General features: G+C 71.8%; 19 protein-coding genes. 10 read left to right on the forward strand and 9 right to left on the reverse strand.

The window, feature by feature from the left end; translation table 11 throughout:
* Positions 1-281: 281 nt before the first annotated feature.
* From ACQEU1_RS07370 to ACQEU1_RS07380, 3 genes are all read right to left on the reverse strand, one after another.
* Complete coding sequence (locus ACQEU1_RS07370) at positions 282-1,466, reverse strand: trans-sulfuration enzyme family protein (RefSeq protein ID WP_433197603.1); 1,185 nt, start codon at positions 1,464-1,466, stop codon at positions 282-284.
* A 78-nt stretch (positions 1,467-1,544) separates the two neighbouring features.
* Positions 1,545-3,926, reverse strand: a complete 2,382-nt coding sequence (locus tag ACQEU1_RS07375) for an ABC transporter permease (protein WP_433197605.1) — start codon at positions 3,924-3,926, stop codon at positions 1,545-1,547.
* 20 nt (positions 3,927-3,946) lie between these two features.
* Positions 3,947-4,693 (reverse strand): ABC transporter ATP-binding protein, encoded by a 747-nt coding sequence (locus ACQEU1_RS07380; RefSeq protein ID WP_433197608.1) that lies wholly within the window; start codon positions 4,691-4,693, stop codon positions 3,947-3,949.
* Positions 4,694-4,842: 149 nt separating this feature from the next.
* On the opposite strand from ACQEU1_RS07380, the gene ACQEU1_RS07385 reads away from it, so the two are divergent.
* Together ACQEU1_RS07385 and ACQEU1_RS07390 are read left to right on the forward strand one after the other, a co-directional pair.
* Positions 4,843-5,994 (forward strand): sensor histidine kinase, encoded by a 1,152-nt coding sequence (locus ACQEU1_RS07385; protein WP_433197610.1) that lies wholly within the window; start codon positions 4,843-4,845, stop codon positions 5,992-5,994.
* Positions 5,991-6,653 (forward strand): response regulator, encoded by a 663-nt coding sequence (locus tag ACQEU1_RS07390; RefSeq protein WP_433197612.1) that lies wholly within the window; start codon positions 5,991-5,993, stop codon positions 6,651-6,653. Before ACQEU1_RS07385 ends, ACQEU1_RS07390 begins: the two co-directional genes overlap by 4 nt.
* Here the strand turns inward: ACQEU1_RS07390 and ACQEU1_RS07395 are convergent.
* The gene (locus tag ACQEU1_RS07395) at positions 6,643-7,851 is read right to left on the reverse strand and encodes a multidrug effflux MFS transporter (protein WP_433197614.1); all 1,209 of its coding nucleotides are present in this window, start codon (positions 7,849-7,851) and stop codon (positions 6,643-6,645) included. The genes ACQEU1_RS07390 and ACQEU1_RS07395 overlap by 11 nt on opposite strands.
* Before the next feature lie 55 nt (positions 7,852-7,906).
* On the opposite strand from ACQEU1_RS07395, the gene ACQEU1_RS07400 reads away from it, so the two are divergent.
* Positions 7,907-8,353, forward strand: a complete 447-nt coding sequence (locus ACQEU1_RS07400; protein WP_433197616.1) for a MarR family winged helix-turn-helix transcriptional regulator — start codon at positions 7,907-7,909, stop codon at positions 8,351-8,353.
* Between the two features lie 99 nt (positions 8,354-8,452).
* Here the strand turns inward: ACQEU1_RS07400 and ACQEU1_RS07405 are convergent, their stop codons facing one another.
* The 4 genes from ACQEU1_RS07405 to ACQEU1_RS07420 form a co-directional block, all read right to left on the reverse strand.
* Entirely contained in the window at positions 8,453-11,623 is a 3,171-nt protein-coding gene (locus ACQEU1_RS07405; protein WP_433197618.1) for a S8 family serine peptidase, read from the reverse strand.
* Between the two features lie 176 nt (positions 11,624-11,799).
* Positions 11,800-12,483 (reverse strand): DsbA family protein, encoded by a 684-nt coding sequence (locus ACQEU1_RS07410; RefSeq protein ID WP_433197620.1) that lies wholly within the window; start codon positions 12,481-12,483, stop codon positions 11,800-11,802.
* A gap of 53 nt (positions 12,484-12,536) precedes the next feature.
* Positions 12,537-12,890, reverse strand: a complete 354-nt coding sequence (locus ACQEU1_RS07415) for a hypothetical protein (RefSeq protein ID WP_433197622.1) — start codon at positions 12,888-12,890, stop codon at positions 12,537-12,539.
* 19 nt (positions 12,891-12,909) lie between these two features.
* Positions 12,910-13,353: a YdeI/OmpD-associated family protein gene (locus ACQEU1_RS07420; RefSeq protein WP_433197624.1), complete on the reverse strand. Its 444-nt coding sequence runs from the start codon at positions 13,351-13,353 to the stop codon at positions 12,910-12,912.
* Between the two features lie 52 nt (positions 13,354-13,405).
* Here ACQEU1_RS07420 and ACQEU1_RS07425 point away from each other — a divergent pair, with 52 nt between their 5' ends.
* Positions 13,406-15,061, forward strand: a complete 1,656-nt coding sequence (locus ACQEU1_RS07425) for a hypothetical protein (protein WP_433197626.1) — start codon at positions 13,406-13,408, stop codon at positions 15,059-15,061.
* Between the two features lie 4 nt (positions 15,062-15,065).
* Here the strand turns inward: ACQEU1_RS07425 and ACQEU1_RS07430 are convergent, their stop codons facing one another.
* Positions 15,066-15,866 carry an SDR family NAD(P)-dependent oxidoreductase gene (locus ACQEU1_RS07430; RefSeq protein ID WP_433197628.1) on the reverse strand — a complete coding sequence of 267 codons (801 nt, stop codon included), beginning with the start codon at positions 15,864-15,866 and terminating at the stop codon, positions 15,066-15,068.
* A gap of 129 nt (positions 15,867-15,995) precedes the next feature.
* Here ACQEU1_RS07430 and ACQEU1_RS07435 point away from each other — a divergent pair, with 129 nt between their 5' ends.
* The 6 genes from ACQEU1_RS07435 to ACQEU1_RS07460 all read left to right on the forward strand — a co-directional run bounded on the left by ACQEU1_RS07435 (position 15,996) and on the right by ACQEU1_RS07460 (position 20,304).
* Positions 15,996-16,586 (forward strand): TetR/AcrR family transcriptional regulator, encoded by a 591-nt coding sequence (locus ACQEU1_RS07435; protein ID WP_433197630.1) that lies wholly within the window; start codon positions 15,996-15,998, stop codon positions 16,584-16,586.
* 71 nt (positions 16,587-16,657) lie between these two features.
* Positions 16,658-17,098: a hypothetical protein gene (locus tag ACQEU1_RS07440; RefSeq protein ID WP_433197632.1), complete on the forward strand. Its 441-nt coding sequence runs from the start codon at positions 16,658-16,660 to the stop codon at positions 17,096-17,098.
* A gap of 252 nt (positions 17,099-17,350) precedes the next feature.
* Complete coding sequence (locus ACQEU1_RS07445) at positions 17,351-17,761, forward strand: UBP-type zinc finger domain-containing protein (RefSeq protein WP_433197634.1); 411 nt, start codon at positions 17,351-17,353, stop codon at positions 17,759-17,761.
* A 94-nt stretch (positions 17,762-17,855) separates the two neighbouring features.
* Positions 17,856-18,293, forward strand: coding sequence for a YbaB/EbfC family nucleoid-associated protein (locus ACQEU1_RS07450; protein ID WP_433197636.1), 438 nt, complete (start codon positions 17,856-17,858; stop codon positions 18,291-18,293).
* 107 nt (positions 18,294-18,400) lie between these two features.
* Positions 18,401-18,736, forward strand: a complete 336-nt coding sequence (locus tag ACQEU1_RS07455) for a type VII secretion target (protein ID WP_433197638.1) — start codon at positions 18,401-18,403, stop codon at positions 18,734-18,736.
* Positions 18,733-20,304, forward strand: coding sequence for a hypothetical protein (locus ACQEU1_RS07460; RefSeq protein ID WP_433197640.1), 1,572 nt, complete (start codon positions 18,733-18,735; stop codon positions 20,302-20,304). The genes ACQEU1_RS07455 and ACQEU1_RS07460 overlap by 4 nt, the downstream gene beginning before the upstream one ends.
* Positions 20,305-20,312 lie beyond the last annotated feature (8 nt).

Below are 20,312 nucleotides of genomic sequence, written 5' to 3' on the forward strand. Positions count from 1 at the left end.
AGGGCGTTTGCGCGGGTCCTGTCGAAGCCCGTGGGTGGCGATTGGGGCCTACCGCTGACCAGCCGGGCATCAGCCCGTTCGGGCTCGCCTGCGGCATCGCGTGCCAGGACTCGTAGGTGGTTGGCTTTGCGTTGACGGCTGTCCGGTTGGCACCGCGCGCCGGGCTTGCGTGCGTGGGGTGCCTTGCGTTGGCGAGTGCGGTTGTGTGCGCGCGCCGGGCTTGCGTACGCCGTCGACCTGCGTTGACGACCGTCCGGCTGAGAGCGCGCGTCCAGCCCGTCTCAGGCCGTCAGCGCGGCGCCCAGTTCCTCGATCAGGTCCGCCGGGTCCTCGATGCCGACCGACAGGCGGATCAGGCCGTCGGTGATGCCGAGCGCGTCCAGTTCCTCGCGCGGCAGGTCCTTGTGGGTGGTGGTGGCCGGGTGGATCATCGTCGTGGAGACGTCGGCGAGGCTCGGCGAGAGCGGGATCGTGCCGTTCAGACGGGTGATCAGCCGGTCGACTGCCGGGCGTCCGGCCTCCAGTTCGAACGAGAGCATGCCGCCGGTGCCGTCGGGGTAGAGCTTCGCGGCGGTGGTGGCCTGCGGGTGGTCGGGGCGCGACGGGTGGTTGACCTTCGTGACGGCCGGGTGTGCGGCCAGGAACTCGGCCACCGCGGTGGCGCCTGCCGAGTGCGCCTTCATGCGCAGGCCCAGGGTTTTCAGGCCCAGCAGGGCCATCCAGGCGTCGAAGGGGCCCACGGTGGCGCCCAGGTGGACGATCGACTGACGGATTCTGGTGGTCAGGTCGGCGGGGCCCGCGACCACGCCGCCCATCGCCGCCGAGTGGCCGCCCAGGTACTTGGGAACGCTGTGCCACACCAGGTCCGCGCCGTGTTCTAGCGGGCGGAGCAGGGCGGGCGTCACGAAGGTGGCGTCCACGACGAGCTTGGCGCCCACGTGGCCCGCCAGGGCGGACAGGGCCGGGAGGTCCGGCACTCGCACGGTCGGGTTGGTCAGGGCTTCGACCAGCACGAGTCTGGTGCGCGGGGTCAGGGCCCTGCCCACCTCGGCCAGGTCGGCGCCGTCCACGAGGGTGGTCTCGATGCCCAGGCGGGGCAGGTCGGTCTCGAGGAGGCTGCGGGTGCCGCCGTACACGTTGCGGTCGGCCACGACGTGGTCGCCGGTGCCGGCCAGGGCGAGGACGGTGCCGGTGATCGCGGCCATGCCGGAGGCCGTGGTGACGGCGTCCTGGGCGCCTTCGAGGTCCGCCACGGCCTGTTCGAGCACCTGGCCGTTGTAGTGGCCGAAGCGGTAGTAGGCCTGGCCTCGCTCCTCGCCGTTGTTGACCCGGTGCAGCGACTCCAGGTCCGGGTAGCCGTAGACCGTGGTCTGGTGCAGGGCGGGCACCAGCGGCAGGGCGGCTCCCGGGGCGACGTGGGCGCCCGCCCGTGCGGCTCGGGTCGTCAGGTGAGAGCGGTCGTTCATCGGCACCGTCCACTTCAGTCTCGGGATGACCCCATGATTACCGAACGATCGGTAAGGTTCAAGGGCCGAAACCTCGCGCTACTCGGTGTCGGTCTTGATCGCGGTCAGGATCGGGATGCGGGCCGCCCGGCGGGCGGGGACGAAGGCCGCGCCCACCCCGATCGCCACGGTGATCAGCATGAACACGGCCAGGCGGTCCCACGGGAGCACCGGGGTGGTGTTCGCCTGGCCGCTCACCGTCATCGCGCCGATCACGCAGCCGGACACGACGCCCGCCAGTGCGCCGATCACGGCGATGATCACCGACTCGATCCGCAGCACGGAGCCCACCTGGGAGCGGGCCAGGCCGATGGCGCGCAGCAGGCCGATCTCGCGGATGCGTTCCATCGTGGACATCGTCATGGTGTTGACCACGGACATCGCGCCGATCAGGACCGAGACGCTCAGCATCGCGTAGAGCAGGTTGAGGTACAGGTCGTACTCGGAGGCCTGGGCCTCGACGTACTCGTCGCGGGTCTGCACCAGCAGGGCCGGGTTGTCCAGGGCGCCGCGGATGGCGTCCCGCACCTGGTCGGGAGAGCCGGTGGTCTTGACCAGCACCTCGCGGTTCCAGAGCTCGTCGGCAGGGACGTTCGCGGTGTCCACCAGGGCCTCGGCGCCGAACTCCTCCGGGGCGTCGAAGATCGCGACGACCGGCAGCGGCTTCTCCTCGCCCACCTCCGATCCCAGGGTCCAGCCGTGTTCCGCGGCGACGCTGCTCGCCACCGCGACACCGGAACGGAGCCCGTCCAGCGAGCCTTCGCGGATCCGCAACGGCACGAGCGCGCTGATCGCGCCGGCGTTCACCGCGGTCACCTGCAACGAGCCCTTGTCCAGTGGCAGCAACGCCTGCCGGAGCGCGGTGACGTGCGTGACACCGGGCACCGCGGCGATCTCGTCGGCCACGCTCGGGCCGATGTCCGCGAACGGCAGCGCCTCCAGCCGGACGTCGGCGTTGTTCCACGACTTCGCGGTCTGCTCCGCCTTCGCGGAGATCGACGCGATCGGCACGGTGACGGCGGCGCAGACCGAGAGGCCGATCATCAGGGCGCTGGCCGTCGCGCCGGTGCGGCGCGGGTTGCGGCGGGTGTTCTCCACGGCGAGGGTGCCGGTGAGGCCGGCGACGCGGGTCAGCGGGCCGCGCAGCACCGCGGTCAGGCCCGACGCGAGCAACGGTGTCAGGACGATCAGGCCGATCAGCATCGTCGGCGCGCCGAGGTAGATCATGGTCTCCTCGCCGCGGCCGAGCACGACCATCGCCGTGCCGAGCGCGGTGACCGCGAAGCCCGTGATGTTCCTGAGCCGCAACGACTTCGGCGTCGGCGGCAGGCCGGTGCGCAGGGCCGCGACCGGCGGGACGGCGGCGGCGCGGTGGGCCGGGATCCAGGCGGCCAGCAGGGTCACGCCCAGACCGACGCCGAACGCCGCCAGCAACGTCGTCGGCGTGAACGGCCGCAACGGCACCGGAGCACCGTCGAACACGGCGAACTGCGACTTGAGCAGCGCCGCTCCCCCGACGCCCAGCAGGTAGCCGGCGACGGTCGCGACGCCACCCAGCAGCGTCGCCTCGGTGAGCACCAGCCGCAGCACGTAACGACGTCCGGCGCCGACCGCCCGCAGCAGCGCGTGTTCGCGGGACCTGGCGGCGGCGAGCATCGTGAAGGTGTTGGCCACCAGGAAGACCGACGAGAACAGCGCCACACCCGCGAAGATCAGCAGGATCATGGTCAGCTTGTTGTTGCTGCTCGCCTCCTGCTCGGTCAGCTCGTCCGCCGTGTAGGTGCGGAGATCGGGCAACGCCTGCTCCACCGCGGCGGCCAGCGCGCCCTGCCCGGTGCCGGGCGAGGTCGTGAGCAACGCCGACGTGTACCCACCGGCGGCGAACAGCTCGCGCGCGGCCGGTTCCGCGAACGCGATGAGCGTGCCGCCCTGCACGATCGCGGTGTTCTGGAAGTCGAACACGCCGCTCAGCCGCACGTCGCGTGCCGCGCCCGCCACCACGACCCGCACCTGGTCGCCGACCCGGTAGCCGGTGCGTTCGGCGGCCCACCTGTCGAGGGCGATCTCGTCCGGCGCGACCGGCGCCGACCCGCTGACCAGCTCGTGGCGCTGCGCGTCGAAGTTCACGCCGCCCGCCGCGCCCGGCGTGCCGACGAGCGTCTTGTCCTTGCCCACCAGGAACGCCGGCCCCTCGGCGACCGCGCGCAGGCCGCCCACCCCGGCCACACCGCGGAGCTGGTCGACCGCCGCGGCCGGCAGTGGCTCGTTGTCGTCGCGCTCCGCCTGCACGGCGAAGTCCCGGGGAGTGCCCTCCACGGCCGCGCGCACGGTGTCGCCGTAGACCAGCGAGCCCGTCACGAACGCCACGCCGAACACGATCGCGATCGCCGGCAGCAGGAACCGCAGCCGGTTGTCGGTCATCGACCTCCACGCCACCCGGATCATCCGCGCACCGCCTGACCGTCGAGGTGGCGCATGCGGTCCAGCACCAGGTCGGGCGTGGGAGCCGCCATCTCGTCCACGATCCGGCCGTCGGCGAGGAACAGCACGCGGTCCGCGTAGCCGGCGGCGATCGGGTCGTGGGTCACCATCAGCACGGTCTGGCCCCACTCCTTCGCGCACCGGCGCAGCAACGCCAGGATCTGCGCGCCGGTGCGGGAGTCGAGGTTGCCGGTCGGTTCGTCGGCGACCACGATCTCCGGCCGCGACACCAACGCCCGTGCGCACGCCACGCGCTGCTGCTGGCCGCCGGAGAGCTCGGACGGCCGGTGCCCCAGCCGGTCTCCCAGCCCGACGGCGTCGATCACCCGCCGCGTCCAGTCGGGATCGGGCTTGGTGCCGGCCAGCGTCAGCGGCAGCACGATGTTCTCCCACGCCGTCAGCGTGGGCAGCAGGTTGAACGACTGGAAGACGAACCCGATCCTGTCGCGCCGCAGCCGGGTGAGCTCGGCCTCCTTCAGCGCGCCGAGGTCGGCGCCGCCGACCCACGCCTTGCCGGAGGTGGGCGTGTCGAGCCCTGCCAGGCAGTGCATCAGGGTGGACTTGCCGGAGCCGGACGGCCCCATCACGGCGGTGAACTCGCCGCGCCGGAACTGCGCGGACACCCCGGCCAGCGCCGTCACCGCGGCCTGCCCGGACCCGTACACCTTGCCGAGCTGGTCGGCCACCGCCACCGTTCGCTGATCCATCGGACACCGTTCTCGTCGACTCGGGGGAACGGCACCCAGCCTGCTGACGCGAGCGATCACGCGGATCCACCGCACTGTTGAGTGACTTCGCGGCCACTCCACCAAAAGGTTGAGGCCCCGGCGGACGGCTCTGACCTACCGTCGCCACCATGACAGGCATCCTCACGCGGCTCACCTGGTGGCAGCGGGTCGCCTTCTGGCTGATCATCGCGGCCGGTGGCGCGCTCCTGACCGTGGAGGCGTTCAGCTCCCCGACCGTCTACGGCGCGGTGGGCCTGGTGCTGTGCGGGGTCCTGCCGTCGGCGGCGTTGTTCGCGAGGAACCTCACCGCGCTCGCCGTGGCGGGCATCGCGGTGCTGTCGATGGTCTTCACCGTGGTGTGCGCGACCGTCCTACCCGGACACCTCGACAACACGTTCGGCCTGTTCGAGCTGATCGGGCTCGCGTGCCTGTCGGTCCGGGCGCTGGTGGTGTTCCCCGCCTGGCGCGCGGCCGGGCTGTGCGTGCTGCTCGGCCTCGCCGCGGTCACGACGCCGTTGCGGCTGGCGGACCTCGACCCCGACCTCACCCCCGCGATGGGGTTCTTCATCGCCGTGGTGCTGGCGTTCGTGCAGCTGCTCGGGCTGGTCATGCGGTTGCACGACCGCACGCGCACCGACTCGTTCCAGCTCGCCCGCCAGACGCAGCGGCTGGAGTACGCCCGCGACCTGCACGACTTCGTGGCGCACCACGTCACCGCGATCGTCGTGCAGACCCAGGCGGTCCGCTTCGCCACCGGCAGCGGGCAGGTGCCGGACCCCGCGGTGCTCGACAAGATGCTCGACGGCATCGAGAAGGCGGGCTCGCAGGCGTTGACGTCGATGCGGACCATGGTCGACGTCCTGCGCGACGACAACGCCCCGATGCACCCGCACCAGGCGCTCACGCTGATGGTGAACGACCTCGCCGCCGGCTTCACCGGCCCGCCGGTCAGCACGAACATCGACCCGGCGATCGCCGATCTCGACCTGCCCGGGTCCACTTTGGACGCCGCCAGGCACGTCGTGCAGGAGGCGCTCACGAACGTGCACCGGCACGCCACCCGCGTCACCCAGGTGATGATCAGCGCGCGGTCCAGGGGCGACGAGGTGGAGATCAGCGTCACCAACGACGGTCAGGCGAGCGACAACGGCCTGCCCAAGGGCGGGTTCGGCCTGGTCGGGCTCGCGGAACGGGTCGAGTCGGCCGGTGGCAGCCTCAGCGCGGGCCCGGCGGGTCGCGGGTGGGCGGTCACGGCGCTTCTGCCATCCTCGGGCGCATGACGATCCGGGTGCTCATCGCCGACGACCAGGAGATGATCCGCTCGGCGTTCGGGATGATCCTCGGCACGCAGCCCGACATGGAGGTCGTGGCGAGCGTCGGGGACGGCGAGAGCGCGGTCGCCCAGGCCCGCAGGCTGCGTCCCGACGTGTGCCTGCTCGACATCCGGATGCCCGCGCTCGACGGCCTGGAGGCCACCCGGCTGCTCGCGGGGCCGGGCGTGGACGCGCCGCTCAACGTGCTCATCGCGACCACGTTCGACCTCGACGAGTACGTCTACCGGGCGTTGCAGAACGGCGCGTGCGGGTTCCTGCTCAAGGACATGTCCCCCGCGTTGCTGGTCGAGGCCGTGCGCGCCGCGTCCACCGGCACGAGCCTGATCTCCCCCGCCATCACGGTGCGGCTGCTGTCCAAGCTCGCGCCGAACCGGCAGGCGGAACCGGCGCCGCACCGGCCGTTGCCCGAACCGCTGACCGACCGCGAACTGGACGTCGTGCGGCTCGTCGCGAACGGCAACACCAACGAAGAGATCGCGGCCAAGCTCTACGTCTCCGTCGCCACGGTCAAGACGCACCTCGCGAACGCCCAGCGCAAGCTGTCCGTCCGCAACCGCGTCGAGGTGGCGGCCTGGGCGTGGCGCACCGGCGTCGTCAACCGCTGAGCACGGGCACCTTGACCTCGTCGGGTTCCCGCGTGGTCAGCAGGGCGAACGCGCCGTTGGCGAGCACGGCCAGCACGGCGATGACGATCGCCATCGGCAGCGCGGAGTGCCCGGTGCCGACGCTCACCAGCGGCGAGATGGCCGCACCGAACCCGAACTGCGCGGCACCCAGCACGGCCGATCCCGTCCCGGCGGCGCCCGGCACGGCGTCGAGCGCCAGCGCGGTGGCAGAGCCCATGACGAAGCCGAGCGACGCGATGACGAAGAAGATCGGCGCCACCAGCCAGATCGGGCTGATCGGCAGCACGGCGACCACCAGCAGCACCGCGGCGGCGGCGAGGAGCCAGCGCTGACCGATGGCCAGGACCTGGCGCGGGTGGCGGGTGCGCAGCAGGCGTGAGGCGGTCGCGCTGCTCGTGACCAGACCCACCGCGTTCAACGCGAAGAACAGGCCGTAGCTCACCGGGCTCATGCCGATGACCACCTGGTACAGGAACGGCGAGGCCGAGATGTAGGCCATCAGCACGGCGAACGAGAAGACGAACGTGACCGTGGCGGTGAGGTAGGCGCGGTGCCCCAACGCCCGGAACCGCCCCTCCTTGCCACCCCCGCGGCGTTCCCCGGGCAGGGTCTCCGGCACGACCGTCGCGGATCCGGCGAGCATCGCCACCGCCAGTCCGGCCAGCACGAACAGCACGCCGTGCCAGCCGATGCCGTCCACCAGCAGGCTGCCCAGCAGCGGCGCCACGACCGGCGCGACGCCACCGACGATCATCATCAGGCTGAACGCGCGGGCGGCGGCCTTGCCGGTGGCGAGGTCGGCGATGACCGCGCGGCCGATCACCATGCCCGCGGCGGCGGTCAGGCCCTGCACGAGCCGTCCGGCCAGCAGGACCTCGATCGTGGGAGCCAGCGCGACGAGTACGCTCGCGCCGACGAAGACCGTGGAGCCGACCAGCAACGGCCCACGCCGGCCGAAACGGTCGGAGATCGGCCCGAACACGAGCTGACCGGCGGCCAGGCCGAGCAGGAACATCGTCAGCGTGAGCTGGATGGACGTGTCACTCGTCTGCAGGTCGAGGGCCATGCGCGGGAACGCGGGCAGGTACAGGTCGATGCCGAACGGCGCCACACTCGCCAGCAGGGCGAGCACGAGCAGCAACGGTGTCGGGATGGTGCTGCGCGAGGGCGCGTCCACCGCAATCCCCTCTCAGGTGATAGCTATCAAGTGAGAGCAAAAGTACCATGGGCGGGTGGACGAGGCTCAGAAAGCGCGGTTGTTCGAGCTCGCCGACCTCATCGCGGCGGTCGGGCGGCAGATCCAGGCCACCAAGGAGGGCGTGACCAAGGAGGCGTGGTCTCATTCGGACATCGCGGTGATGCGGTACGTCGACCGCAACCCCGGCACGTCCGCCCGCGCGGCCGCCGACGCCACCCAGCAGACCTCCAGCAACTTCAGCCGGTCGCTGCGAGGCCTCGAGGAGAAGGGCCGCGTGCGCCGGGAGACCGACCCCGAGGACACCCGCCGGGTCCGCCTCTACCCCACCGCCCGCGCCCAGGAGCACCTGAAGCGCCTCAACGACATCTGGAGCGACCTGCTCGACGGCCTGGTGACCGACGAGGAGGAGGTCGACGCCGTGATCGCGCTGCTGCGGCGGCTGGAGACCGGGATAGCCGAGAAGACCCGCGCACGTCGTTAGCGTTCGGCGGCGGCGAAGCCGGCCCGCTTCCCGCCGGACCGGCCGCACTCCGCGAGGTGGCGGGCACTCCTCGCGCGAGGAGTGCCCGCCACGCCGGGGTTACTTCAGCAGGAACGCGTCCACGATCATCTGCGTCACGGAGTTGCCCGCGTCGTCCTTCGCCGAGGCCTTGAGCGACACCGAGGTGGCGCCCTTCGGGTGGCTGAGGACGGCGAACCACTTGCCGTTGCTGCACAACAGCGGCGCGGTCCGCCAGGTGACGCCCCTGTCGTGCGACACCTGGACGCTGGTGGGCTTCGCGGCGGCGCCGGTGTTGTGGTTGACCGCCACCGGCACGATCGTCGACGCCGCCCGGCTCGCCCTGTTGTGGCCGTCCAGGGCAGGGGCGAACTTCACGGCCATCAACGGCAGCGCCTGCTGTCCGTCCACGACCGTGTCCGACCTGAACGTCCAGTCGGCGACGATCCTGCTGGTCAGCGTGCGGTCCCTGGTCGCCTCGGTGTGCAGGCGGTAGGTGGCCGCGCCGGGCCGCGCCTCCAGCAGACCGCTGGTGCTGGTGAGCTTGCCGATCTCCTGGCCGTCGCGGAACAGCGTGGAGCTGCCGGTGTGCGCGGAGAAGCCCTCGCGGTCGTTGCCGGAGTCGGTCCACAGCGGGATCTGGAAGATCATCGTGTCGCCGGACCGGCTCGCGTACCTCGTCGGCCTGCCCGGGTTCTTCGGCAGGTCGGGGCCGAACACCGCCTGGTTGAACGAGTCGGTGGCGGTCTTCACCCGCGGGAACGTCCTGGGGCCGCTGGAGAACAGCCGCGACCGGTACTCCCCTGCCGCCGTCACCTCGGTGAACTCGTTGAGCCACGGGGTTTCCGGCGAGTAGAGCTCGTCGAGGACGAACGGCAGCGGCTTGGTGATCATGCCCTCCCGGTTGCCGGTGGTGCCGGACGTGGTGGCGGCGTGCGTCGTGCGGACCTTCACGAGGTCCTTGTCCCGCACCCGGAGCACCGGGTCGGCGGGCACGCGGCCGGTGACGTCACCGCGCACGTTGTAGAGGTACGGGCTGGCGTCGAAGCTGCCGGTGGCGTCCTGCTCGGCGAACCTGCCGCCGGTCGAGTAGCGGAACTGGCCGGGTGCCGAGGTCTTCGACGGGCTGACGAGGACGTCGCCGAACTCGGGCGGGCTGATCTTGGTGAGCAGGAAGTCCTTGCCGCCGTAGGTCGTCGAGCGGGCGAACTCGACGAACTTCTCGCCCGCCCTGGCGTTCTTGTGGTCGAGCACGAGCCCGGCCGGCTTGCCCTGGCGCGCGTCGACGGTGATCGCGGTCTTCGCGCTGAGGTTCACGTCGGGCTCGACGGCCACCACCAGCTTTCCGTCCGAAGTGGACACCTGGGACTCGAAGTAGTAGTGCCCCTTGGGCGCGCGCAGCGTCACCGCGCCGGACGCGTCGTACGGCACCCGCATCTCCGGCTTGGCCAGGTCGACGAGCCGGAACGCGTAGTCCGGCGTGGGCTTGCCGTCGGAGCCGAGGACGTTCACGGTGAGGTCGTAGCTCTCCACCTCGCGCGTCACGGTGATGGGCGTGCGCACGTCACCGGCGGTGATCACGCCGCTGTAGATGCCGTCCGCGCCGGTGACCTTGGTGTTCGTGGTGACGGTGGCCTGCGCCGCCGCGCCGGGTGCGATCGTCAGGGTCGCGGGCGAGACGGTGAACATCCCGGCAGGGGCGGCCTTTCCGCTGGGGTCCTTGACGTCCGCGGCCAGGTTCAGCGTCACCGGGGAAGTGCCGGTGTTGCGGTACGTCACGGCCGTGGGGATCGGCGCGTCGTCGGTGTGCGGCCACTGCACGATCCCGTTGTTGATGCTCGCGACGGACGCGTGCACGGCCGACGCCACCGCCTTGGCGACGTCGACCCGGCCGCCGCCCTGCTCGAAGACGGTCTGCGCCGGGTGCGGCTTCGCGCTGCCGACCAGCGCCGCCTTGAGGTCCGCGGCCTTCCAGTCCGGGTGCTGGCCGGCGAGGATCGCGGCCGCGCCCGCCACGTGCGGGGTGGCCATCGACGTGCCGTCGAGCGCGACGTGGTCCTCCCCCACCGGCGGGAACCGGCGGCTGATCATGCTGTCCTTCGCCAGCGCGGCCACGATCGCCACGCCCGGCGCGGTGATCTCCGGCTTGATCGCGTTGTCGCCGAGACGCGGGCCGCGGCTGGAGAACTCGGCCAGCGCGTCGGTGTGGTCGACCGCGCCGACGGTGAGCGCCGCGTCGGCGGCGGCCGGCGAGCCCGGCGTCCGTCCGCTGTTGCCGGAGGCGATCACGAACAGCGCGCCGGTCCGCGCGGTGATCTCGTTGACGGCCTGCGACAGCGGGTCCCTGCCGTCGCTCGCGGCGTCGCTGCCGAGGCTCATGTTGATCACGCGGGCGCCGCTGGTCGCGGCCCACTCCATGCCCGCGATGATGCCGGACTCGGTGCCGCTGCCCGCGTCGTTCAACACCTTGCCGACCAACAGCTTCGTGTCCGGCGCGACGCCCTTGTACTGGGCGTGGTCGCCCGTGACGACCGACGCGACGTGCGTGCCGTGACCGTGCTTGTCGACGGTTCCGCTGGCGCTGCCGGTGAAGTCCTTCGCCTCGACCACCGCGTCGGTGAGGTCGGGATGGCTGGGCTCGATGCCGGTGTCGAGGATCGCGGTCGTGACGCCCTGGCCGGTGAGCCCCGCCTGCCACGCCGCCGGCGCGCCGATCTGCGGAACGCTCCTGTCCAGCACGGCCTTCACCGGTCCGTCGAGCCAGATCCGGGTGGCGTCCCTGGTCTTCCAGAACGCCGTGTCCTTGGCCGCGACCACGGCCGCCCCGCCGATGCTCGGCAGGTCGCGCACGGTCCGCGCGGTCAGGGTGCGCGGCTGCGTGACGATCAACGGGATGTCCGCGCGGTCGGCGTCGCCGTAGCCGGTGCCGAGGAGCTCGGTGACGTTGAACAGCCTCGGGTCGAGCTGTCCGTTCCGCAGCATGCCGAGTGCGTCGAACGGCGTGACGTTGACGTCGCCGTCGGGGTCGGTGCGGGTGATGAACCCGATGTTCTCCCTGCCCTGCGCCGGACGCACCCGAGCGTGACCGCCGGTCAGGACGACCTGGTCTCCCGTGACGAGGGTGACCAGGCGTCCTTCGCCGTCCGGCGCCGGCGGTGCGACCGGCGCCGCGGTCGCCGGCGTCACCGGTCCCGCGAGGCCCGTCGCCGCGATGACGGCCACCGCGACCGACCGTCTCCACCTGTCGCTCATACGACCCCTCCAGAGGTTCGGGCGCCCAGGTAGAGATCTACTGGCTTGGAGAACGTTTTCCACGCCTTGCCAGTTGCCAGTATTGGTCTAAACCTCTAGCTGGCCGGCGGCAACGCGGGCCCGGTCGTGCCGAGGTGCTCCTGCGCGATCGGCGGGCCCGACCGCCGTGCGGGTGATCACTTGGCGAGCTCCTGGTCGAGCGCCGCCTTCAGGCCCTCGTAGCTCGCCCGGCCGGTGAACTTGGTGCCGTTGACGAAGAACGTGGGCGTGCCCTGCACCCCGACGGTCGAGCCGTCCGCGCGGTCCTTCAGCACCCGGTCGAGCGTGGCGGGGTCGTTGAGGTCGGCCTCGAACTTCGCCATGTCCAGGCCGAGGTCGCGGGCGAACCCGACGAACAGGTCGCGCTGCTCGACCTGCTTCTCGCCCCACTCGGCCTGGGTCTCGTACATGCGCTTGTACATCGCCTCGAGCTTGCCCTGCCTGCTCGCCGCCTCGACGACGGTGGCCGACAGCTCGGCGTTGCGGTGGCTGGGAATCGGGAAGTACCGCAGCACGAACGTCACGCGGTCGCCGTACTCGGCACGCAGCCGCTCGACGCTCGGGTAGGCGGCCCGGCAGGACTCGCACTCGAAGTCGAGGAACTCGACGAGCGTGACCTCGGCGTTCGGCACGTCGTTCAGCTTGTGGCTGTCGGGACGGACGAGCAGCTCGGCGGGTGCGGCGGCGACGGGTCCCGCCGCCTTGGTGTTCCCGGCCTGGGGCTGTGCCGGGCTGGTGAGCCTGCTCATCAGGATGAAACCGCCGACCACTACGACGACCGTGGCGATGATGATCAACGAAATGCGGGCGTTCTTGGTCATGAAGGCATACCTCTGCGAGTGGTGGGTGGACCGAGCGCGAGAACGGGCTCGGTCTACGTCCGCAGCACGCAGAGCTGGGTGAGTCGCACTTCCGGGCGCCTGGGCGGACCACTCCGCCGGACGGGCGCCGACACGATCACGGGAAACAAGGTGGGCAGCTTGAGTCCGCCGGCCACCAGCAGCACGGCGAACAGCAGGGCCAGGCAGATCTCGGGGACGGCGCCGAGACCGTCGAGGTCACCGGGGTCGGCCAGCACCTGGACGCTGGTGATCGAGCACTCCGCCGACGGCACGAGGTCGCCTTCGCACGGCGTGCCCTGGAGCATCGCGATCCCCACGGCGAGCGCGAGCACGGCGAAGACGCGCACGAGACCCACTCGCGCGATCTTCCTCATCGTGCCGACCACGCGCCCAGGCTAGCGGGTGTCAGGACAGCTCTGTGACGATCTTCTCGATGCGCCGCGCGCGGGTCTCCGGCTGCTTCGCCGCGGCCACCGCCTCGGCCCGTTGCCGCTGGTTGCTGTAGGACAGCGCGGCGAACGCGGCCTTGGCGCCGGGGTGCCGGTCGAGTGCCGCCGCGAGGTCGTCGGGCACGTCGACCGTGCGTTCCGCGAGGTCGGGTTCGAGCGTCACCTCGACCGTCTCCCCCGCCGCAACGCCAGCGGCCTCCCGGTTGGCCGCGCTCAGCGGCAGCATGAAGTCGCCGCCCATGACCGCGACGGTGCTGCGGTAGGTGTGGGCACCGATCGTCACCGACACCCTGGGTTTCTTGCCCTGTCCGAGCGCCTCGACCACGGCGGCCGGGACGCGGAGCCCGGTCGCGGTCTTGCCGTTGAGCTCGACCAGGCTGGTGAACGAATGGCGCGTCACGGGCGGTCCTCCGGAGATCGGGTGCCCGCATGGAAGCACATATGCTGCGGCCGTGCCCGGGACCGCGTTCGACGCCGCCGACCTGCCCGCCTACGAGCCGCCGACGTTCGACGAGGAAGAGCCGGACGGGGACGAGCGGCCGCCGTTCCGAGGCACCACCTCTCCGCCTACCGGGATGGACGAGGTCGACTGGGCAACTCTCGAAGACGCCTACGACACGGCCGAGCAGACACCGTTGTTCATCGAGGCGCTGACCAGCGACGACGCCGGTGACCGCGGCTTCGGGCTGTACGGCCTGTACTCGGCGACCACGCACCAGGGGTCGGTCTACACGGCGTCCGAGGCCGCGATCCCGTTCCTCGCCGACCTGGTCCGCCGCGACAACCCGATGGCCGTGCAGTTCCTGGCGAGGATCGCGGTCGGCGAGACGCACTTCGTGACGCGGCCCGACGACGTCCGCGACGCCACGACCCGGTACGCGGGCGCCGTGGCGGAGTTCGCCGCCGACGTCGAGGCGATGTGGACGCGCACCGGTGACGACGAAGCGTTGCGGCTGCTGGTCCTGCTGGACCGCGCGCCCGAACTGCCTCCGGTCGCGTCCGCCGGCTCGTGTCTGGCGCACGGTTTCGCGGCCGCACGTGCCAACGGCGTCACCCCTGGTGGGTCGAGGGTTGCCGACGTGCGGGCGGATCACGTCGCGGCGGCGCGGGAGCTGATGGTGTCGAGCCCGTCGCTGCACGTGCGTTGCGCTGCGGCAGCGTCCATTGTGTACTCCGGGTTCGCCGACGAGCACGCGCTGGCGTTGCTGCACCACCTGGCGCAGGGCGAGTACCCGGTGTTCGACACGTGGACGGGCGACCTCGCCGACCTGGCCGCCGCGGCGTGGACGTTCGGCACGACCGAGGACGGCCTGCTGAGCACGCCCTCACACACCAAGCCGAACCTCCACTCCAGACTGCTCGAGCTGATGACGCGCCAGTTCCGGCGGTCCGGCGACGTCTACCGGCCGATCGCGCCGGACGACCTGACGGCGGACCAGCGCACCACCCTGGAGACCGCCCTGCGGTCCTCGCCCGAGACGATCACCGGCGCCGACATCACCTACCGCTGGCTCGACGTGCCGGGTTCGGTGCCCGCGGTGCGGCGGCTGCTCGGCACCGCGACCGGCGAGCTCGCCCGGCGCACGTCGTCCGGCCTGCTGTGGTTCGTGCTGGAGGACGCCCTGCTCGGCCAGGGCGACACCAAGCCCGCGCTCGCCGCGCTGGCCGAGGTGAACGCGTGGACCGCGCTCGGCGAGGTGTTCGCCGCGCCACGGCAGGACAGCAAGGCCGAGAAGATCACGCTGACCGTGCGCCACTTCTACGGCGACGGCAGGGAGGAAACCGCGACCCTCGCGCTGTGCTCGCTCTTCGCCGACGCCCTGGGCGGGTACCGCGCCCAGGCCGAGGCGTTCCTCGACGGGTGGCTACCGGTGGTGTCCGAAGTGGAGGGACACGACCTGGCGTTCAAGGTGCCGGGCCAGCGCATCGGCACGGCGCTGGCGGCACTCGCCCGGTCAGGCGGGCTGGACGACCGCTTCCACCCGATGGTCCAGCATTACCACCGGTTCCCGCGGTACTCGACGGTGCCGTTGCCGCTGCTGAGGGAGATCGCGGAGGTGCTGCCCCCGGACGTCCGCGCCGCGAAGCTCGCCGAGTGGGCGGACTGACTCCTCAGGCGACCTTGGTCGAGCCGCCGTCGACCGCCCAGTTCGAGCCGATGACGCTCGGCATCGTCGGCGACGCGAGCACCAGGACCGCGCGGGCGATCTCGTCCGGCTCGATCATCCGGCCGGTCAGCATGCCGAGCTCCTTCGGCAGCGCCGCCAGCATGTCCGCGTGCGCGACGCCGATCGCCCCGGCGACCTGGGACATGTAGCCGCCCTCCCCCGCGATCGTGTGCGTGCGGGTGAGCGACGGCGACACGGCGTTGACGCGCACGCCTTCCGGGCCGACGCGTTCGGCGAGGGCGCGGGTGAACATGTTGATCGCCGACTTCGCCACCGCGTAGGGCAGCGGGGTGGCTCCGGGCGCGCCGATGCGCCGTCCGCTGTCCGAGCTGATGTTGATGACGGCCCCGCGCGCCTCGACCAACGCCGGCAGCGCCGCCCTGGTGACGCGGACGGTGGCGTGCAGGTTCAGCTCGAAGACGTCCTGCCAGATCTCGTCACCGCCGTCGAGCACGTCGCCGAACGAGCCGTCCGGCAGCCCGTCCCCGCCACCGGCGTTGTTGACCAGCACGTCCAGCCTCGGGTTCGCCGCCAGCGCCGCCTCGACGGCCCGGCGCGGTCCGTCCACTTCGGACAGGTCGGCCGCGACGAAGGTGGCGCCGGTGGCCTCCAGTTCGGGCGTCACGCGGCGGGACACCGCCACGACCTCGGCACCCTCCGCGCGGAAGGCCCGCACGATCGCGAGCCCGATGCCCTTGCTCGCGCCCGTCACGAGCACGCGCTTCCCGGCGAGGTTCAGATCCATGACTCTCAGCTCCTTGTCGACTGACCGATGCCCTAAATGCAACACCGACGTCTCACTTCTGTCAACAAGTGAGACTTGCGTGTTGCATTTATCCTGGTCGTTAGGCTGGGTCACCACCATGGAGGTCAGATGAGCGCGCCCACCCCGCCCCGGCCGGTCCGAGCGGACGCCGAACGCAACGTGACGCGCATCCTGGAGGCCGCCAAGATCGTCCTGGCCGACGACCCGACGGCGTCGCTGGAACGCATCGCGGACGAGGCCGGGCTCGCCCGCGCCACCGTCCACCGCCGCTTCTCCTCCCGCAGAGCGCTGCTGGAGGCGTTGTTCGCGCAGCTCAACGACCAGTACGTGCACGCGCTGAACGAGGCCAGGGCCGAGTCCACGCCCCCGCTCGTCGCCTTGCACCGGGTGACCGAGCTGGTCATCGAGATCAAGTTCCGGCACCGGCTGGCCGTGGAGATCGTGAACGGCAGCGGCGTCGGCCACTCGTTCCTGAGCGCCGAGGTCCAGGACAGGGCGAGGGCGCTCTTCGCCCGCCTGCACGAGGCGGGGACCATCACGGCGGCGAACCCGTCGTGGTGCCTGCGCGTCTACCTCGCGATCCTCGACGAGGTCCACCAGCTGCCGGCCGGCGCGCCCGAGCTGGGCGACGGCGACGACCTCGCCGCACGCACCGAGCTCCAGGTGTCGACGGTCCTCGGGGCGCTCGGCCACCGCTGACCCGGACGGACCTTGCGAGGGCTTCGGCCGCGCGGGAACGTGGTGGGGCGCAACGTGGCTGGAGGTGCCTCGTGGAGCCGCCCATCCCCGCACCCGTCCCGGTGGCCGACCTGATCGCGCAACGACTGCCCGGCGGTCCCGACGTCGACGACGGGTGTCTCGCCAGGTCCGAGGTCGCCAGGGCGTGGCCGGTCGTCTGGGACCACCCGGCGGTCCTCCGCGCCAACGGGGTGCGGACCAGGACCCACCACGCCACCGGCACGTACGGCACCACGACGTGGGACGACTACGACGCGCAGGACGTGCAACGGGTCGCCGACGCGATCGCGGACGGCACGGCGGTGCTCGAACCCCGGTGGCGCAGGGACACCGACGAAGGCCGCGAGGCTCTGCGGCAGGCGCAGAGGATGTGGCGCCGGCAGGAGATCCGGGGACGCTGGAACCTGGCCGCGGTCGCACTCCTGGTGCTGGCGGTGGTCATCACGCTGGTGCTGCTGACGATCTACGGCTGAGTCCGGCGTGCCTTGACCTCCACCGAACTGGAGCGTGTTCGCTGCCCCCATGGAGATCACCGGACTGGGTTGGCTCGGCACGAAGACCAGGCACGCGAGTGCGTTGGCGAACTTCTACGGCGAGGTGCTCGGACTGCCGCTCGTGGCCCGGTCGCGGGGTCCGCCGTGCGGGACCTGGCGGCGGCCGTCGCCGACGACGGTGAGCACGCGTTGTGAGCGACACGCCCGTCAAATGACGGACGCTGCGGGCCGGTGCGCAGGTCCAGGATGGAGCCGACCGACACCGACCTCGACGGGAGCACGGACATGGCGGACACGACTGCGGGCGTCGACCCGGCGGCGGCGCCGAGCGGGACCGGGTGCACCGACTGCGAGACGGCCGGGGGCTGGTGGTTCCACCTGCGGCGGTGCGCGCAGTGCGGGCACATCGGCTGTTGCGACTCGTCGCCGTCCCAGCACGCCACGGCGCACTTCCACGCCACCGGCCACCGGATCCTGCGCAGCTTCGAACCCGGCGAGGAGTGGTTCTGGGACTTCGAGACGCAGCAGGGGTTCGAGAACGGGCCTGAGCTGGCCGCGCCCGCCCACCACCCGCTCGACCAGCCCGCACCCGGTCCCGCCGGGCGCGTTCCCGCCGACTGGACCGAGAAACTGCACCGGTGAGTTCCCCTCGGCCAGGTGGCCTACGTTGGGGTGCAACGACTTTCGGCCCGGCAGAGCCTGGTGTCCCTGCCGCGGCGGGAGAATGATCGGACGCATGACTGGGGCCACGTGGGAGCGTGAGGTCGCGGAGAACGCGCGCCGGCTCGGGGCGTTGCGGGATCGGTTGTCCGCGCAGACGATCCGGGAGGTCTCTCGCGACGGGACGGTCGAGGTGAGCGTGGCCACCAGCGGCGCGCTCACCGGGCTGGTCCTGCGCGAGGGACGGTTCCGCGAGCCGCTGCCGGTGATCGCGGCGCAGGTCATGGACTGCGTTCGCCGTGCGCAGGCGCGGATCCCGGAGCTGATGGGCCAGGCGATGGCGGAGACCGTCGGCCCGCACGACCCCGCGGCGCAGCTGATCCTGGCCGAGACGAGAGAGCGCTTTCCCGCACCGCCCGCTCCCCGAAGCGGGGACGCACCCGCACCGCCGCCGGCACGTCCCGCCCAGGACGGCGACGACTGGGACGGCCCGGAGATCTTCGAACGCGGCTGAACCCGCTCTGCGCTGTACGGCCCAACTTCGGCGGTGGCGGTGTCGTCACGGGTTGTGCCTGGGCCATTGTTGACGGCGACGGGTGTGGGGTGACACCGGGAGCGGAAATGCGTGATGGCTACAGCGTTTCGGCCTCAGTTCTCGTGGAGCAGGCGCGCAGGGTCGGTGAGCTGGCGGCCGAGCTGCGGGCGGCGGCCGACGCGGCCGGCTCGATCGCGCTGACGCCCACGGCGTTCGGGGAGGCCGCCGGCGAAGCGGTTCCGGCACTGGACCGGCTCGGTGCCGACGTGCTCGACGCGGTGGTCGCCGCGCTGAACACGTTGACGGAGACCGGTTCCCGGCTGCGGGCGACGGCGCAGGAGTACGAGCGGCACGAGACCGACGCGGTGACGAACCTCGGTGCGCTCGGGGAACCGGCCGAACAGCCAGGACTCGCGGTATGACCACCGCGGAACAGCTGGCGACCACCGTCTCCGGCGGCGAGTGGGTCGCGTCGGGGCTGCGCAACGGTGCGGTGCCCCAGAACGGCACGCGGCCGGCGCAACGGCTGGTCGCGGCGGGGCTCGGCGACCTCGTGTCGTTGATCGAGCCGATGCAGCAGGCCGTCGACCGGATGGTGGTCGACGGGTCGGTCGCCGCGTTCACCGAGGCGGTGCAGCGCGCCGGTACCGCCGTCGAGGAGGTCGGGCGCGAGTTCGTGCGCGCCGCGACGGCGGCCGAGGCCGAGTGGACCGGGGACGCCGGTGACCGTTACCGGGAACGGGCGGCGGCGGTCAGCCAGGCGCTCGCCGGGGTGTCGCGGCTGCTGGCGGCCGGTGGCGCGGCGGCACGGTTGATGGGCGCTGCCGTCGGGTCGGCGCGGGCGCAGGCCGACGCGCTGCTCGACCACTGCGTCAGCCAGCTCATCTCCTACGTGCAGCTGGCCATGTCCGCGCAGGGCGGGAACTCCGTCGCCATCCGCGCCGAGGCCGCGTCGCTCGTCGCCTCCTACGCACGACCCGTGGCCGGCCTGGAGGAGATGCTGCGGCTGACCGCACGGCAGCTCGGTGGCCCGTCCGGCGTGGGCCAGGCGACCGAGGTGCTGACCGGGCTGCGCCAGGCCTTCGTGCTCCCTGCCGGTCAGGGCGCGTCCGACTTCACGCAGGCGGCCGGCGGGGTCTCCCTCGGCGACCCGTACCTGGTCAAGGCGTCGTTCGACGGCGGCTCCAGCGGAACCGGCGACACCAGGGGCGTCCAGGTGGCCGCCGCCGGTGGCTGGCGCAACACCTGGCGCCCGACCGCCCGGCCGGGGTCGAAACCCGGCGGCAGGCCCAGCACGCCGAGGCCCGGTTCGATCGGGCGCCCGGTCGGCTCGCCCGGCAGCGCGCAGAAGGTCACCGGCCGCAAGACCGACCCGTTCGACCTGAGCAAGCTGCGGCCCACCCCGAAGAACAAGCCGGGGCTGGACCGCTCCAAGCCCAAGGACCGCGAGGAGATCCAGGAAGCGGCCGAGGAGATCCACCACCAGCTCGAGGAGACGTTGATCGACCTCACCAACGGCATGCGCGACGAGGTGGCGCACGACCTGCCGAACGTGCGGAAGGACTACCCGGCCGACTGGAGCAACCAGCGGGTCATCGGCACCGAGACGGACAAGCGCGTCGGGCAGTGGGTGCAGGACAACCACGACAGCCTGATCGACCCCGGCAGCGGCTGGCGACTGCGCGGGCAGGTCGCGTTCATGAATCCCGAGGCCGAGGTGCCGTGGGGCACGGACGGGTCGCGGCGCGCGGACATCGTGCTGGAACGGGAGATCCCCAATCCCAAGTGGAACGGTGGCGCGAACTCGTTGCCGCAGTACGGGCACGAGGTCGTCACCGTCTACGACGTGAAGACCGGCGACAAGGGCATCGAGGAGCCCTGGGCGCGGGACGTGAAGCGGAAGTTCGACCCGCTGTTCGAACCGGTCGAGATCCATCCCGACCGGGGCATGGTGGAACGCGGCACGTTGAGGGGCATGCGGATCAAGTGAGGCCGGGG

Source organism: Lentzea sp. CA-135723 (assembly GCF_050936595.1).
Taxonomy (GTDB): Bacteria; Actinomycetota; Actinomycetes; order Mycobacteriales; family Pseudonocardiaceae; genus Lentzea.

Excerpts from the sequence above, each read along its gene's own strand:
- ACQEU1_RS07370 (WP_433197603.1), bottom strand. The coding sequence starts at position 1,466 with ATGAACGACCGCTCTCACCTGACGACCCGAGCCGCACGGGCGGGCGCC.
- ACQEU1_RS07375 (WP_433197605.1), bottom strand. The coding sequence starts at position 3,926 with ATGACCGACAACCGGCTGCGGTTCCTGCTGCCGGCGATCGCGATCGTG.
- ACQEU1_RS07380 (WP_433197608.1), bottom strand. The coding sequence starts at position 4,693 with ATGGATCAGCGAACGGTGGCGGTGGCCGACCAGCTCGGCAAGGTGTAC.
- ACQEU1_RS07385 (WP_433197610.1), top strand. The coding sequence starts at position 4,843 with ATGACAGGCATCCTCACGCGGCTCACCTGGTGGCAGCGGGTCGCCTTC.
- ACQEU1_RS07390 (WP_433197612.1), top strand. The coding sequence starts at position 5,991 with ATGACGATCCGGGTGCTCATCGCCGACGACCAGGAGATGATCCGCTCG.
- ACQEU1_RS07405 (WP_433197618.1), bottom strand. The coding sequence starts at position 11,623 with ATGAGCGACAGGTGGAGACGGTCGGTCGCGGTGGCCGTCATCGCGGCG.
- ACQEU1_RS07410 (WP_433197620.1), bottom strand. The coding sequence starts at position 12,483 with ATGACCAAGAACGCCCGCATTTCGTTGATCATCATCGCCACGGTCGTC.
- ACQEU1_RS07430 (WP_433197628.1), bottom strand. The coding sequence starts at position 15,866 with ATGGATCTGAACCTCGCCGGGAAGCGCGTGCTCGTGACGGGCGCGAGC.
- ACQEU1_RS07435 (WP_433197630.1), top strand. The coding sequence starts at position 15,996 with ATGAGCGCGCCCACCCCGCCCCGGCCGGTCCGAGCGGACGCCGAACGC.
- ACQEU1_RS07450 (WP_433197636.1), top strand. The coding sequence starts at position 17,856 with ATGACTGGGGCCACGTGGGAGCGTGAGGTCGCGGAGAACGCGCGCCGG.
- ACQEU1_RS07455 (WP_433197638.1), top strand. The coding sequence starts at position 18,401 with ATGCGTGATGGCTACAGCGTTTCGGCCTCAGTTCTCGTGGAGCAGGCG.
- ACQEU1_RS07460 (WP_433197640.1), top strand. The coding sequence starts at position 18,733 with ATGACCACCGCGGAACAGCTGGCGACCACCGTCTCCGGCGGCGAGTGG.